Source organism: Shewanella sp. P1-14-1, assembly GCF_001401775.1.
Lineage (GTDB): Bacteria > Pseudomonadota > Gammaproteobacteria > Enterobacterales > Shewanellaceae > Shewanella > Shewanella japonica.
Genome location: NZ_LKTL01000002.1, coordinates 218,980 through 233,776 on the forward strand (window position 1 = coordinate 218,980; position 14,797 = coordinate 233,776).

At 41.3% G+C, this 14,797-nt stretch carries 17 protein-coding genes; all 17 read right to left on the reverse strand.

Annotation, left to right across the window (positions count from 1 at the left end; translation table 11 throughout):
- Positions 1-25: 25 nt before the first annotated feature.
- The 17 genes from AN944_RS02050 to AN944_RS02130 all read right to left on the reverse strand — a co-directional run bounded on the left by AN944_RS02050 (position 26) and on the right by AN944_RS02130 (position 14,662).
- The gene (locus AN944_RS02050) at positions 26-505 is read right to left on the reverse strand and encodes a hypothetical protein (protein WP_055022909.1); all 480 of its coding nucleotides are present in this window, start codon (positions 503-505) and stop codon (positions 26-28) included.
- Positions 495-1,352 (reverse strand): PilW family protein, encoded by an 858-nt coding sequence (locus AN944_RS02055; RefSeq protein WP_055022910.1) that lies wholly within the window; start codon positions 1,350-1,352, stop codon positions 495-497. Before AN944_RS02055 ends, AN944_RS02050 begins: the two co-directional genes overlap by 11 nt.
- Positions 1,352-1,855, reverse strand: coding sequence for a prepilin-type N-terminal cleavage/methylation domain-containing protein (locus tag AN944_RS02060; RefSeq protein WP_055022911.1), 504 nt, complete (start codon positions 1,853-1,855; stop codon positions 1,352-1,354). The genes AN944_RS02055 and AN944_RS02060 overlap by 1 nt, the downstream gene beginning before the upstream one ends.
- Positions 1,845-2,342: a type II secretion system protein gene (locus AN944_RS02065; protein WP_055022912.1), complete on the reverse strand. Its 498-nt coding sequence runs from the start codon at positions 2,340-2,342 to the stop codon at positions 1,845-1,847. Before AN944_RS02065 ends, AN944_RS02060 begins: the two co-directional genes overlap by 11 nt.
- Before the next feature lie 190 nt (positions 2,343-2,532).
- Positions 2,533-3,021: a type II secretion system protein gene (locus tag AN944_RS22000; protein WP_055022913.1), complete on the reverse strand. Its 489-nt coding sequence runs from the start codon at positions 3,019-3,021 to the stop codon at positions 2,533-2,535.
- 202 nt (positions 3,022-3,223) lie between these two features.
- Positions 3,224-3,748 (reverse strand): type II secretion system protein, encoded by a 525-nt coding sequence (locus AN944_RS02075; protein ID WP_055022914.1) that lies wholly within the window; start codon positions 3,746-3,748, stop codon positions 3,224-3,226.
- A gap of 177 nt (positions 3,749-3,925) precedes the next feature.
- Positions 3,926-4,531: a prepilin-type N-terminal cleavage/methylation domain-containing protein gene (locus AN944_RS02080; RefSeq protein ID WP_055022915.1), complete on the reverse strand. Its 606-nt coding sequence runs from the start codon at positions 4,529-4,531 to the stop codon at positions 3,926-3,928.
- A gap of 137 nt (positions 4,532-4,668) precedes the next feature.
- Positions 4,669-5,193, reverse strand: a complete 525-nt coding sequence (locus AN944_RS02085; RefSeq protein WP_055022916.1) for a hypothetical protein — start codon at positions 5,191-5,193, stop codon at positions 4,669-4,671.
- A gap of 7 nt (positions 5,194-5,200) precedes the next feature.
- Positions 5,201-6,415, reverse strand: coding sequence for a type II secretion system F family protein (locus AN944_RS02090; RefSeq protein WP_055022917.1), 1,215 nt, complete (start codon positions 6,413-6,415; stop codon positions 5,201-5,203).
- A gap of 2 nt (positions 6,416-6,417) precedes the next feature.
- On the reverse strand, positions 6,418-8,172 hold the full coding sequence (locus AN944_RS02095; protein ID WP_055022918.1) for a GspE/PulE family protein: 1,755 nt from the start codon (positions 8,170-8,172) through the stop codon (positions 6,418-6,420).
- The gene (locus AN944_RS02100; RefSeq protein ID WP_055022919.1) at positions 8,169-9,542 is read right to left on the reverse strand and encodes a lipopolysaccharide assembly protein LapB; all 1,374 of its coding nucleotides are present in this window, start codon (positions 9,540-9,542) and stop codon (positions 8,169-8,171) included. Before AN944_RS02100 ends, AN944_RS02095 begins: the two co-directional genes overlap by 4 nt.
- Positions 9,539-10,471 carry an ExeA family protein gene (locus AN944_RS02105; protein WP_055022920.1) on the reverse strand — a complete coding sequence of 311 codons (933 nt, stop codon included), beginning with the start codon at positions 10,469-10,471 and terminating at the stop codon, positions 9,539-9,541. Before AN944_RS02105 ends, AN944_RS02100 begins: the two co-directional genes overlap by 4 nt.
- 24 nt (positions 10,472-10,495) lie before the next feature.
- A complete protein-coding gene (mshL, locus tag AN944_RS02110) occupies positions 10,496-12,172 on the reverse strand; it encodes a pilus (MSHA type) biogenesis protein MshL (RefSeq protein WP_055022921.1) in 1,677 nt (558 codons plus the stop codon).
- Between the two features lie 13 nt (positions 12,173-12,185).
- Complete coding sequence (locus tag AN944_RS02115) at positions 12,186-12,500, reverse strand: hypothetical protein (protein ID WP_055022922.1); 315 nt, start codon at positions 12,498-12,500, stop codon at positions 12,186-12,188.
- Positions 12,487-13,137 carry a hypothetical protein gene (locus AN944_RS02120; RefSeq protein ID WP_055022923.1) on the reverse strand — a complete coding sequence of 217 codons (651 nt, stop codon included), beginning with the start codon at positions 13,135-13,137 and terminating at the stop codon, positions 12,487-12,489. Before AN944_RS02120 ends, AN944_RS02115 begins: the two co-directional genes overlap by 14 nt.
- A complete protein-coding gene (locus tag AN944_RS02125) occupies positions 13,134-13,736 on the reverse strand; it encodes a PilN domain-containing protein (RefSeq protein ID WP_055022924.1) in 603 nt (200 codons plus the stop codon). Before AN944_RS02125 ends, AN944_RS02120 begins: the two co-directional genes overlap by 4 nt.
- On the reverse strand, positions 13,733-14,662 hold the full coding sequence (locus AN944_RS02130) for a hypothetical protein (RefSeq protein WP_055022925.1): 930 nt from the start codon (positions 14,660-14,662) through the stop codon (positions 13,733-13,735). The genes AN944_RS02125 and AN944_RS02130 overlap by 4 nt, the downstream gene beginning before the upstream one ends.
- Positions 14,663-14,797 lie beyond the last annotated feature (135 nt).

Sequence of the window (14,797 nt, forward strand, 5' to 3'; positions counted from 1 at the left end):
TACAAATGAATACAACTTCAATCGATTAATTACCACGAGCTTCTACCTCGACCTGTCTATTGACTCTTAAACAATTTGTCGTTGCTGCATTACCAGCGCAATCGCCAGTCTCACATACTGCATTACTGATAATTTGATATTGCGTTACTCCATCAACACTAATAGGTGTGCAAGTTACCGTGACACTGCAACCATGAAATCCCACAGAGTTAGGCGGTGTCCAAGTTGAATTAGCGCTACATACACCAACAGCGCCAGAGAGCGGAAATAACTTTGCTAGCTCTGCATCTGCTGCACTATTGGCACTAAACAAAGCCCTTGCCCCCCAGACTTCAACGTTCACTGATGCGTCTCCATCCTCAAGCATCCGAATCAAGGTACCTGCTAATAAAAACATCACAATAATGACAAAAACAGCAATAACTAATGCACTGCCTTTTTGCTTGCTCGCACCAAGGTTTACATATTGCTGTGGTTTTCGATTAAGTCGATAGTTATGGGACATTGGTCACCTGCACTTGATGCTGATATTTAAATGTTTCCCCATTCACACTAAAGCGTGGTTCAAGGTGGACTATCGCATTCGTCATTAAATTCTGCTCAGTGACTTTAATCGCCGGTTCAACTAACAAATTATTGGTAATATTTTCAGCCATTAATACCCCAGTTCCCATACTTGATGGCACTGGTTGGCTAATGAAATAACCATAGTTGGCATAACGATATAGATTGACAATCGAAGAATTAATTGCGCTTTCAAAACAATAGCTCACAGGCTCATTAGCAAAATAGATTCGTTTAATAGGCGACTCTTCAGCAAATTGAACCGAACTTGCAAACGTTAGTGTGATTTTGTCTGCTGCAGAACTACTCGATTGCACTTCAAAACGTTTATTTCGGCTCGCTTGATAGATATCGTTAACGCCGCCAATACTTTCATTCGCTAGAGGGTAAACAATCGCAAACACGCCTGACGCGACATTAATATTATTATCAACAATGGTGCCTGTCGTTGATGATGTATCTGGATAAATAGGCAAATCTAAATAGCTACTGCTTGCCTCAATCGGAAGCAATTCAATACACTGAAAAATACCTAAATTGGCCGTCCTAATTCTGACACTGTTGGGGACTGAATTGCGTATATCCCTCGTCATTCTTTCCATAGCAAATCGGCTTTGCCCCAAGACTTGGTCAATTGAGCTCGACTCAACAAAAATACGTGTTCCGAATATGACGAAACTGCTGACCCCAACAACTAAAATCCCCAAAATGATAATAACGGTCACCATTTCAACTAGGGTAAAACCCGCTTGCTTCATCTTCGAATAACGCTTGCCATTTTGCTTCATTAATAATTACTCCTTACCGCTTGGTAAGTAATAACTTCGCTTGAAGGCGTAGTGACATCAATGGTAATCAGCTTTTGGGCTTGACCATTTATGTATTCCACATTGACAGACATCTGATAACCAATATAAACATCTGCATAGGTCTGGCTAGAATCAAGCATGGTGCTGTTAATGTTGAGTCCGTGATAATCGTCGACATCATTAAAGTCATTGCGATTTTCGCCATTAGGTCCAAGTGTAGAAGAGCAACTGGCACCTAAAGGGGAATTACACGCTGGAATACCGCCATTAGAGTTCGTGTTTTCATCAAAACGTTTACCCCAGATTTCATTCATCACTGAATGAGCAAGTTCAGCAGAGCGAACCCGTGATAATGTATCAACAGCCCGATCAGCTTGTGGCAATAACATCGACGTCAACATCACGATGGCAATACTAAGCACCAACATGCCAATAACAAGCTCAATTAACGTAAACCCTCCGCCTCGACATTTATAAACCATGAATATATCCCTCGGATTCCATGGCTATAGTGAGGCTTTCATCAGCAACAACGACAAAGCAACTGCCAGTACAAGCCAATGTAGAGCGGCCTAAATTATCGAAATCCATGCTAAAGCTGGTACTGGAATTACTCGCAAGCTCAATATACGCACCACCATTAAAGGTTTGCTTTAGATCGGTTCGTATCAGCTGGGCTGGAACACACCCCGCAAACGGTGCATTAATGTTATGACTATAGGTTGTTAATTGATAACCGTCTGAATCGACAGTGATGCGATAACAACGATCACTGTTATTAAGCGCTTTAATTTGAACCTGCCTCAGTTCACTTATAAATTCATTTCTCAAAGTGTAGGCACTATAACTCGATTCAGGTATCAGTTTGGGTATGACGAACACAGCAAGAATCCCTACAATTAAAATCGTAGTGACTAGCTCAATAAGTGAAAAGCCTGAAGCGTATCGTTTACTCTGGTTGTGCTGCATCCGAACGGTTAACGCCTTTTATTACATTTTCCTATACACAGTATGGCAAAATATAACATAAACGTCTTGATATCCTTTATTAAAAATACTTTTTAGCAATGATGTTTCAAAGGTAACAACACGACATAGAGGAGAATATTTCAGACAATAAAAAAGGCCTGCATGCAGACCTTTTATTTACAAACGAATGTTAGCAGTCAGACGCTGTAGGCATAGGTAAAAAACCACCATTACCGTCAGAAATACCACTTGAGAAAGTTGGAGTACTTCCTGATGTTTGCGCTTCGGTATATTCAATATAACAATTAGTTGGTGCATCTTTTTGCTGAATTTTCACCGTACCGCCTGTTCCTGTAATATCCCAGTCGTCAGTAGACATATCAACCGCTTTAATAAGTTCATCGGCATCACCTTCAGCATAGCCAAAAACTGTCACCAAATTACTGCTTGCGCCAATATCAACAGAGCCAGGATCTTTCTTTTCTTCACCAGCTAAAGCCGCTTTTGAATAAACTAAACTATTAGCACTTTGAATAGCAGCTTTCGCACCTTGCAATGTGGAAACTCGAGCATCACCTTGTAAATTGATAAATTTAGGTGCCGCGGTCACAGCCAAGATCCCTAAAATAATGATCACCACGACTAACTCAATAAGTGTAAAACCTTGTTGCTTTTGCATTTGAAAACCTTCACTAAAAAGTAGAACAACGACAGCTCTTGTTGACACTATAATTAATGTTCATGAGCATATTCTTTTATCAAGGTAATGTTATCATTCCGTTGATTTATAGTGTGTTACCGACAGCACAAAAGTGTTTTAAAACCTGATATTTAGACACAAAAAAGCCCGCAATAATGCGGGCTTAAATTTCTGACAGCGATTAACAGTTATCAGGATCTGTAACTGCTACAAATGAAGGTAAAACTGTAGTGCTTGTTGCTTGTGTGTACGTTAAAGTACACGTTGCTGGAGCACCAACTTGCCAAATAGTAACTGTCGCAGCAGCAGTACCTGGGAAAATAGTCCAATCTCCACCATTATCAGTCACTACAGTAGGATCTGTTGCACTAGTACCAATATTGAATGTCACATCAGTTGCATTTTCAATTTCATCTAAAAAGCTTTGTAGGTAACCATACTGAGTCACTGCATCAGTACCAGTTCCAATATCAACAGCTGGCGGAGTAGTATCATTGTATGCTTTTTTCTCTTCACCAGCTAAAGCTGCTTTTGAGTAAACTAAAGTGTTGGCACCTTGAATAGCAGCTTTCATACCCGCTAACGCAGATACACGAGCATCACCTTGAAGGTTAATAAATTTAGGTGCTGCAGTTACCGCTAAAATACCCAAGATGATGATAACGACAACTAACTCAATTAATGTAAAACCTTGTTGCTTTTGCATAATGTAGACCCTTTATTTAAATCTAATATGTGAATTTTGTACATCTGTTCATTTGTAAAATGCCCACTCAACATTCCATATTTTGTGGTTGTTTTTCGAGCCGCTATATTGCGACTTTAATTGTTACTCTTAGTTTGGCAATGTTGAAAACCTTCATTGACAAACAATTAATAAAATCTAGTCATTGCTGAAACTAAGCACTTGCCCAGTACCAGGGTTATATGTCACCCCCTTCGCACCTGCAGTAGACAAGTCAGGAGCGGGTGAAGGAACACCGGAATTTTGATTTAGTGTTAAAGACGCTACTTGGTGGTAAACACATAGGTCAATTCCAGTGACGGTTGTGCCATCAATAGACGTGGCTGAACCGCCCACCCCATTTTGCACTCTGACCGTGTAGCGTTGCTCACGAGCATCTTCATTGTAAATCACGTTACGAGGCGCACTTTGTAAAACGTTATTAAACACTTCTTGGCACGTAGCATCTGTCATAGCGGTGACATCAGTATTACTTGTTCCTGTAGGGAAACCAAATCGCGTATCTAATGACACCACTGTGCCGTCTAAAATAACGGACGTATTGCGGCGGCCATCAACTTCCCACTGAGCACGTACAAAACCAACTGCAGTTGCGAGTCCACCAGCAACTCCATCAATACTGGCATTTTGCGCATCTTCAGTAACATTTAAAAAACGTGGTATTGCTGTTGCGGCTAATAAACCGAGAATAACAATAACAATAACCAGCTCGATTAATGAAAAGCCTTGCTGTCTTAATTTCATATCTAAAATACCTATTTTACGCCTTACAAATATTGAATAAACATCTCAGCAGTAAGACTATTGTTACCTAGCTAAAGCTTATGTGTAAACAAATTTTAGCATCATTTCTACATTTAAACAGTTGTAATAGTTAAATTTTAATCACTGCCTTCTAAAAAAATCACTCGCCCAGAGCTTGCTTGATAGCTGATGCTGCCACTTTGATCTGTGGTAAAGCGACAAATTTCTGGCTCTTTTTGATAAAAAACATCAGCTTTAATGTCATGCAAATCACTTGCCATTAGCTGTTGCCATAATGCCCTACAACCTGCTTCATCACTCGAGTTTAATAGCGGCCAGCCCTGAGGCGACATCTGAATAATGTTATTTTGAGGCTGAACCTTAACCTCATCAAGCTGTCGATTTGCTGAACCAACACCTGTCTCTTCCCAACTGAGTTTAAGTGCGCTGGGCCTGCCCTGGCTTAGCCATTGGCTTTTCACCATAGCCAACACATATAACAGGCGGCTATGCTCAAGCTGCAGCCCCTTTGTTCCAATACTTTCAACACTCGAAAAGTGCTTACTGGCGATAACGGCCATAATAACCAAGACTAAGGTTAACGTAATAATACGCCCGTAGGTCCTTAGGAGATCGCTTTCTGACTTCTGTTGTTTTTGCATTTTGCAATCAACCCTTAACAACGTTCAGCATATCCCACATAGGTAAGTAAATACCTAGTGCTAGGATCAATACGATACATGCTACAAATCCGATTAAAATCGGTTCTAACTTTGCTGTTAAGTTTTTTAAGTCGTAATCAACTTCCCCTTCGTAAAAATCTGCGGCGTCATTCAACAGCTGATCGATTTGCCCAGTTTCCTCACCTACAGCCACCATTTGCAATACTAACGGAGTAAACAGTCCACTTTGGTTAGATACCCGCAGCATTGATTCACCTGATTCAATACCTCGACGCATTGCCACAATTCGGTCGTGCATATAGCTATTATCAACAGCATCAGCGACCAAGCTTAACGCTTGGGTCATAGGCACACCTGCTCCCAACATCATCGAAAAACTTCGGCAATACCGAGAAAGCGTTGAACGTTCAATAATTGAGCCTACAGCAGGGATATGCAGTTTCCAACGGTCCCATTGTCGCTCCCCTTTTTCTGTATGATGCCAATATCTAATCCCAATAATTGCACCAACCACAGCAACTAACATGACATGCCAATAATTTACGAATACATTTGAAGTGGTGATTAAAATTTTTGTTGCCCAAGGTAAGTCAGCGCCAAACCGTGAAAACATATCAGCAAACTTGGGGATGACCATGATATTGAGGATCACCATGGCGATGGTAATCGCAATTAATACAAAAATAGGATAACGCATTGCCGATTTTATTCGACGTCGAGTCTCTTGTTCACGTTCTATATAGCTAGATAATTGAATAAATGCATCTTCCAGCTTACCGGTATTTTCACCCACATGAACCATCGAGATAAACAATGAATCGAACACATCTTGGTGTTGGTTCATTGCCGCAGAAAGTGGCCTACCAGACGTTAATTGCTCTGAGATATCATTTAAAGCATCTTTCATTCGCTGAGAATGCGTGGTTTCAGCTAACCCCGCTATCGCCCGCAGAATTGGAATGCCAGATCGAGTCAATGAATACATCTGTCTGGTAAAAATTTGCAACTCTTCAAGCGAGACTTTGCTTGCAAAAAGGCTACCCAATTTAAATGGCTGAGATTGTTTAACTTCACGCAGCTCAAGGGGAATGATGCCTCGAGACATCAAAGCATCAGCAGCACTACTTTCATTTGCTGATTCAATAAAGGCTTCTACGGCTGCGCCTTGATTGTTCCGACCTCGATACCGGTAAGTTGGCATACTTAGCTCCCCATACCCATATCTGCAGGCATGGTTTCTGCGCCTGGTATTTCACTGACATCTTCTACCAATTTGGCAACTTCCTCGATGGTTGTCATGCCGTTATAAAGGTACTCAAAGGCCGAGTCAGCTAATGGCACAAAGGTCGGACTTTTTTGCGCAGCACGAGCAAAGTCTTGCGGGTTTCCTGTACGCATGGCATCGACCATATCGTCATCAAGTTCAAGAATTTCAAAAATACCAATACGACCACGATAACCCGAACCGTTACAGCTTTGACAACCTGTCCCTATTTTATAACTCGCAGCACTAAAATCTTTTTTAGCAATCGTGTTTATCCAGGCTAATTCTGAGCTTGTAGGTTGATGATCCGTCATACAATTTGAACATACACGCCTAACGAGTCGCTGGGCAATAATCACTCTTAATGCACTCGCAACCAAATAGCTTGCCGCCCCCATATCCAGTAAACGTAATGCACTGGTAATCGCATCATTGGTATGCAAGGTTGATAATACAAAGTGACCGGTTAGTGCTCCCCTTAACCCAATTTCTACCGTTTCTTGGTCACGCATCTCACCGACCATGATGATATCGGGATCTTGACGCAGCGTTGTTCTTAATACGTTAGAGAAGTTCAAACCAATTTTATGATTAACTTGTACTTGGTTAATGCGAGGTAACTGATACTCGACCGGATCTTCAACAGTAATAATTTTAGTATCAGGCGTATTTAGCTCACTTAAAATGCCATATAAGGTTGTGGTTTTACCGCTACCTGTTGGCCCTGTTACCAAGAGCATGCCGTGAGGACGTCTAATCTGTTTTCTGATCCGTTGCAAAATATGATCAGGCATACCCGTTTCATTTAACGTCAGTAAGCCGGCTGATTGATCTAGCAAACGCATCACCACAGATTCACCATGATAAATTGGCATGGTAGACATACGGATATCAATCTTATGGCCTTTGATTTCAATATGAAAACGGCCATCTTGTGGCATTCTTTTTTCTGAAATATCCAAACCAGCCATTAACTTCAAACGCAGCACCAGTGCGGAAGCGATATTAACTTCATCTAAGGTATTTTCATGCAGCTGGCCATCAATACGTTGGCGTATCCGTAATACTTTTTCACCTGGCTCAATATGAATATCCGAAGCACGCATTTGTACTGCATCTTCAAAAATTGACTGCAATAACTTAACCACGGTGGTTTCGTTATCGCTATCGCTGTCAGTGATGCTCGCCAAATCAAACATGTCATCAGCGGCATATTCTTCTTCAAGCTCACCTGCAATTTTGGCAATTTCACCTGTACGACGATATAAGTTATCGAAAGCATCCAGTAATTGTTGCTCAGGCGTCACCGCAATAGTAATTTTCTTTGGTGCTACGAACACTTCTAAATTATCGATGGCCTGTAAGTCTGCAGGATCACTCATGGCCAATGTGACCGTATCTTCAGTGGCCTTAACCACAAGCGCACGATAACGTCTAGCCTGCACTTCAGGAATAAGATTGACGACTTCAGAAGGAATCGATAAACGACTTATGTCTAAATACGGCAGGTTTAATTGCTGAGATAAAAACTTGAGCAATTGATCTTCTGTAATACAGTGCAAATCAATTAATGTGCGTCCCAACTTCTTACCTGAGTTTCGTTGCTCAGATAAAGCCTGGGTTAATTGGTCATCAGTAATAATGTGTTCTTGAACGAGAAGATCGCCTAAACGCATTTTTAATTTTGGTTTCATTGGCTACCTTCAAGTTGAATTAATCGTTGTTCTATATACGTCATAGCACCAGTTGATAAGCCTCGATAAGATAACGCTTTACGGTAAGTCTCTGCCGCCTCTTTATATGCTTGTTGTGAATCGAGTGCATATGCTAATCCCATCCACCAACGCGCTTGTGAAGGCTCAAGTCCGACTAATGAGCGATATGCCGACTCTGCCAATTCAAATTGGCCATTTTTCTGGGCAATATCACTTTGTAAAATCCACTTATCCCTTGCCCAGTCGCTGTTATCACTCACTCCTGATAAGGTGATTAATGCCTTATCAGGACTAAATGACGCATTCTCAACTTTGGCTTTTAAAATAGCGAGTTCCACTTCCTCAGGAAATTGAACCACGCCTTGTGCCAAAATCTGCTCAGCTCGCCCCAAATTATTAAGCGCGTAATACAAAGATGCTAACTGCTTTCTTGCTTGATGCATTGATGGCTCTAACATCAATGCTTCGTAATAGTATTTAATGGCTCTATCTACTTTTTGCTGCTGCTCTGCAACCTCTGCAATATCAAATTTCTTTTGTGCAAGCTCTGCATTTGATAACACAACCTCAGTGACAGCCATGCTGCCCTTATTCGCTGTCGCACTAACGCTATTTCTTGCCGTTGTACTCGTTGGCTTTGATTCATTGATTGTAACGACATTATTTGCCGTTTCTTTTTGGTTATCAGCGACAATGGCCGAACTGCGAGTGTTTTGACTAAACCTGACTTGTACTGAACCTGAATCATTGGTTTGAGTTTGCTCAACCTTATTTACTTTTACAGCCCTATCAATATCTTGTTTGCTTTCATTTCTCGCAATTTCCACCGTCGCGATGTCAGTATTTTTTGGTTTTACATCCCTATCGACGACACTTTCCTCTTCGGCAATCTTGTCGTCATCTTGTTTCATGTCATCAGTAGGTTCATTAGATGAAAATGACGCATCCGCTATCGTTGACTGACTCAGCGAGATAGATTCATCACTGCTTTTAACTGCCGTAACCATAGGCTGATCATCACCTAAATTCTCATTAGGGTTTACCACTACTGAAGCATTGTTGTTAGCCCGTTCAGGTGTCAATGGCTGTAATTTTTGCAGCTGCATTCCCTGTCGATACAGCATTATGCCTAACAAAGCTACCGCGACTAACATCAGTACAGACATCAGCAAGCTTTTGTTAGAAGAGCTTGCACTATCAGTAGTCGTCCCTTTTGCCATATTAACTTGACTAGTAAACTGTACTTCAGGTCGCTGAAATCCGTTGGCCTCAGCGCCTTGTGGACTCTCATCAGAATGTTGTTGCTGACGCTTATCCAAATCTTTTAATACTTTATTAATGACGCTCATATTGACTCTCTTAACATCGATACCCAATCAACATCAGCGACATATAGCATCGCCAGTGAAGCGCATAAAAGTAGTAATAAAAAAATCCATCGTTCTTGTTGCTGAGCTGGCGGCAAGGGTTCAGCATCTTCTGTATCCACAATGGCCGCTTTACAATGCTTTGTATGAACTCGAGTTTCACCCTCTGCGAAACAAAGTAACAGCGCTTTATTAGTAATCACATTCACCAAACGAGGAACCCCTCGCGCTGCAGCGGCAATAAGTTTCACATCTTTGTCATTAAACAATGAATGACCTTGATAACCAGCAACGGACAACCTGTAGTCGATATAGGCTTGGATTTCATCCCACGCTAGTGGTCTTAATTTATAACTAAAGGTTATTCTTTGTTTTAGTTGCCTTAGCTTGTTATCTTCAAGTCGTTCATCTAATTCAGGTTGGCCAAACAACACCACTTGAATTAACTTGGTGCTTTCTGTTTCTAGGTTGGTAAATAGCCTTAAAGTTTCCAAACTTTCATTCGGCAAAGCTTGGGCTTCATCCAATACTAAAACGACCTGTAAACCTTGTTGATTAAGCTCAAGTAACCTGCTTTGAATTAAACTCGTTAGCTGTTGCTGGTTTAAGTTCTCATCTAATGAAAGCCCCAACTCTGTCGCTAATGCCCAACGAAGCTCTTCTGGGCTTAAATAAGGGTTTGGCACATATGCGCAATGGTATTGTTCCGGTAAATCATTGAGCAGCTTTCTGCAAATCAATGTTTTACCCGTGCCAACTTCCCCTGTGACTTTAATAAAGCCTTCACCATTCTCAATCGCAGTTTGCAGCACTTGTAATGCTTCAACATGCGGCGTTAACCCAAAAAAGAATTGCGTATTAGGTGTTAACGTAAAAGGTAACTGAGTTAAGCCAAAGTGTTGTTGATACATAGCATTTTCAACGGCATTTAGCCGTTACTCCTGCTCTGGATACCAACGATCAAGTAAATCTTTAGAGCGTTGTAATTCATTACTCCAAGTATCAGCTCCTACTACGGTAGGTTTTAGCATGATAATAAGTTCTGTTTTCTTTGTGGATTTACTGCGATTAGTAAAGGCTTCTCCAATAAATGGAATATCACCTAATAAAGGCACTTTAGACAACGCTTCGATATTCTCACTTTTCATTAAACCACCAATCACAACGACATCCCCTGAAGAGGCTTTAATCACAGTGTCTGACTCACGAATTTCACTTTGAGCCAGTGGCAACTCTAAACTTGAACCGCTAACTTTAATTTCTTTAACTTGCTCTGAAACATCAATAACGGATGGATGAACATGTAATAACACATTACCGTCTGCATCGATTTGTGGTGTCACATCTAACGCGATACCTGAAAAGAAAGGAGTGAGTTCAACTTGAGGAGTCGTTACAGGTGTTGTACCTGCCACTGTCGTTGACGAGACATCAGTAACGAAGTATTCATCATTACCAACCTTAATTACGGCTTTTTGGTTGTTTGATGCGGTGACTCTAGGACTTGACAGCACATCTACATCGCCTTGGGTATCAAGTAAGCTGATCATGGTGCTAAAATCTGTTCCTGTAAGGCTAATTGACGTAACACCACCAATGACATTAGTGATTTGGTCGCTTAAGCCACTACCTGGTGAAGTCCCAAAGTTAATATCAGTACTACCTGCGTGTCCTAATACGTTATCCCACTGAATACCCTGTTGGTAGCCATCCGATAATGTTACTTCTAATATCTTAGCTTCTAGGATCACTTGGCGTTGTAAGTGCGTTTCCGCTTTTTTCAGGAATGTACTGACTTGACGTAATTCATCAGGATACGCTCTTACAGTCACTAAGCCTGCTTGTGGCGTTATCACAACTTGGCGCCCGCCACCTGTATTACCGATAATTGATACTAAGGTTTTCTCTAATTCACCCCAGAAATTAGATTTCGTTTTCGAGCGAATAAAGGTGCCGTTAGTGTTGTCGTTACTATCGTTATTATTGTTGGAGTTGTTATTATTACTCGAGTTGCTACTTGATGAGCTACTGTTGGAGTTCGAATTCGAGTTGGAGTTTGAATTGTCATTATTATCTGAAATACGGCCAGAACTCACCGAGGTTAAGGATAGCCCTTCTCGTTCCATATAAAGATAATTTAGCGGATAAGTTTCTGTGCGCATTCCAGCAGGGAAAATACGCAAAATACGACCTTCACGGCTCACTTCGTATCCGTAAATATCTTCAACAACTTTAATCACTTCCGACAAGGTTACGCCGTTTAATGAAATGGATATAGTCCCGCTAACTTCAGGGTGAACAGCAACACTTAGTGGCGTTCCTTGAACAAGGCTTGGGAAAAATACTTTTGCATCAACATCATTAGCAGACACATCAAATCGACGCTCTTTAGGTAAAGATGTCGCCCCACCAAGTAAACTGGAACCATTGAGTTCACGTTGAATTTCCTCAGGCATTTGCGCAGGAGGCGGTACAATATTTTGCGCCGTTTGCGCTTCGGCGAGTGACTGACTCAACTCCGTTTTAGACGTCGTTGGATCAGGTCTGTCTGTTGTTTGACAACCTAGCAAACAAAGAGATAGCAGAGGGGTTGCGTATTTAATAAATTTCATTGTTATTCTTGTCCTATCGCTCTGTTATCGACTGAAATAGCTTAAGTTTTCGTCCGTCAGACAAATTAACGTAACTCTTGCCGATATATTCAATTCTGGCGCCATCAACACGCTCACCAACAGAAAAAATTTGATTATTGATTACAGCGTGAGGGCTAGCACTTTTTACAATGCTATTGAGTACCAATGATTCAACTCGCTCCCCACCACTTGAGGCCGTCACATAACCTTGTCCTGGTAATGTCGGATCTCTTAATGACTTGGCTGAAGCTAACCCGCTAAAAACACACAAGCTCAGCACTAATAAAATTAATTTATTCTGCGACACTGATAAACTCCTTATTAATACTCAAGGTATATAGCTCGAGTTCGACAGTGGCATTGGGGTGTGTATCAACATGGTAATTGAGACGCTTCCAATACAATTTATCTGGCATGGATTCTATTGACTCAATAAATGCCAAAATGGAAAAGAAGCTCCCTTCCAACGTCAAATGAATGCCATGACTGTATAAGTTCATTTTGTCTTCTTCGCCCACTTGCAATAACGGTGTTGGCGCTATCGATCCAAAAGATAACAACTTCACCCCTTGAACATTGGCAAGCAGGTTAGTGAGCACGGTTGGCATATAGCTAGCAGGCACCATAGATACCATTTGTTTATCAAGCTCTGCATCAGCAACGGCCGTTTGCTCTTCAATCAAGGTTAATCGGTTGCGATAATCTGTGTTGGGATCCATTGCTAATCGTTGCTGATACAAAGCGATTTGCTGCTCAGTAACGGATATATCGGTATTTAATTGGCTTAACTGTCGATTAAGCTTTTGTCTTTCTTTAAAGATACTTTCAACAGGAAGGTAAACGACCATCGCGATAACAACTAAAGTTGCAATGCAAATTAAGACCCGCTCACGCTGACTAAGCTCATTAAATTTAGTGTCTAATTGCTGCCATAATTGCTTCATTTTTTTACCTCCACGTCTGGCGTGCTAGATAACTTGAAAGCAATAGGTTTTGACTCGCCTCTATCCATCGTCATGGTTGAAAATGCATACCCTTTCAATGTTTCGGTGTGCTTTAACTTCTCGACCCATAACGGAATGCTTTGTGGCTGTGCCCCATATCCTTCGAACTCAAAGTGTTGTTGGTTAATGTTAATTTGGCTGAGCCACACCGAACCATCTGATACGCTAGCAAGCTCGGTCAGTAAATTTGAATAGCCTTGACTGATTAAATTCTCACGTTGCTTGAGCTCACCCGATAATAAACGTTTTAAATCTAAACGCTGTTGAGCCAATTCAACACTCGCAACAAGTTCAGGATCTGGTGCACGAGTTGATATCTCAAGTTCAAGTGCATTTTTTTGAGTATCAAGTGAAGATTTAGCAGCAGAAACGCTCGACACTTCTGCATTCAGACCTGTAACAGACCAATAGCCAATTGCCCAAATCAACATACTAAATACGATAAGCCCGCCAACTGCCATCATCATGCGCTGGAAAGACAATCTTAATTTAGCAGGCAATAAATCCGCACTGTAAAGATTAACCGTGGTTTTTATCATGCATCACCTCCGGTTAATTCCACCGCGGCCAAATAAGCCATTTGACTTGCCACAGAGGTATGTTCAATCGCGCTGACTGGTTGATTAAAGTTCTGCGATACCAATGGCACTAACGCTTGGCATTCGCCATCAATCAATAAATCAATTGAAGCAACCGGTGCTTGACGCAGCTGACTTTCAAAATAATCCATTGAACGCTGAATTTCTAAGCTCAGATTATCAGCGAGTCCATACTGCAAATCGGCGGCACTGGCTTTATCTATTTGGGTAAATCCACGCACTCGACGCTGCATCAACAGCTCACCTTGTTTGACGACCGTTAATAACAGTTCTTGCTCTGGTACATGACTCACCACCATGTGCGGCGCTTGATCGTCAAATAAACGCGGCATAACTAATTCTTCAATGGTGATATCCTCAATTACAAAGCCATGCTGCTCACAGGATTGTGCCAAGGTAGAAAGTTGCACTTTATTGGCGACCACAACGTTTATTTTTCCTGTTGTCGTGAGCGATGATTCAAAATAATCTAATTGAATGTTCGTCACCTGTTCGGTCACTAAATCTTTTACCGCCCATAATAATGCTTGGTTTAATTCATTCGCCTCTACATTGGGTTTATCAGCCACAATCAATTGATAAAATGATTCAGCCAATACAATGTGTAATTTCGCAGCACCAAAGCTCGCTTTAATCTCAGCCAGCACCTCTGCCCAATTCTCACCACTAAAGGCAAATTGCTGTATGTTGTCAGATAAACTGAAGTTAGCGTTTTTTTGATTTGTAGAATCAAGTTCTTGCTGTTGAGTACCTGATAAATCGGCCTGGAAAACACTAATGTGAGTTGCACTGATATACACCCCAAGTTTTGCAGAAACTTGAGTTTGGCGCCAAAAGGTCAATTTACTTAAAAAACCATTATTCATTCAAAACCCTGTGCCCAGATAATCAGGAAAATAACACATAGCGGCAAACACCATGCAACTTCACAGCAACGATTCACTTCACTCAAAAATACCAGCTCAAAACCAACAACTATGTAACATAAAGAACGTTCTGAG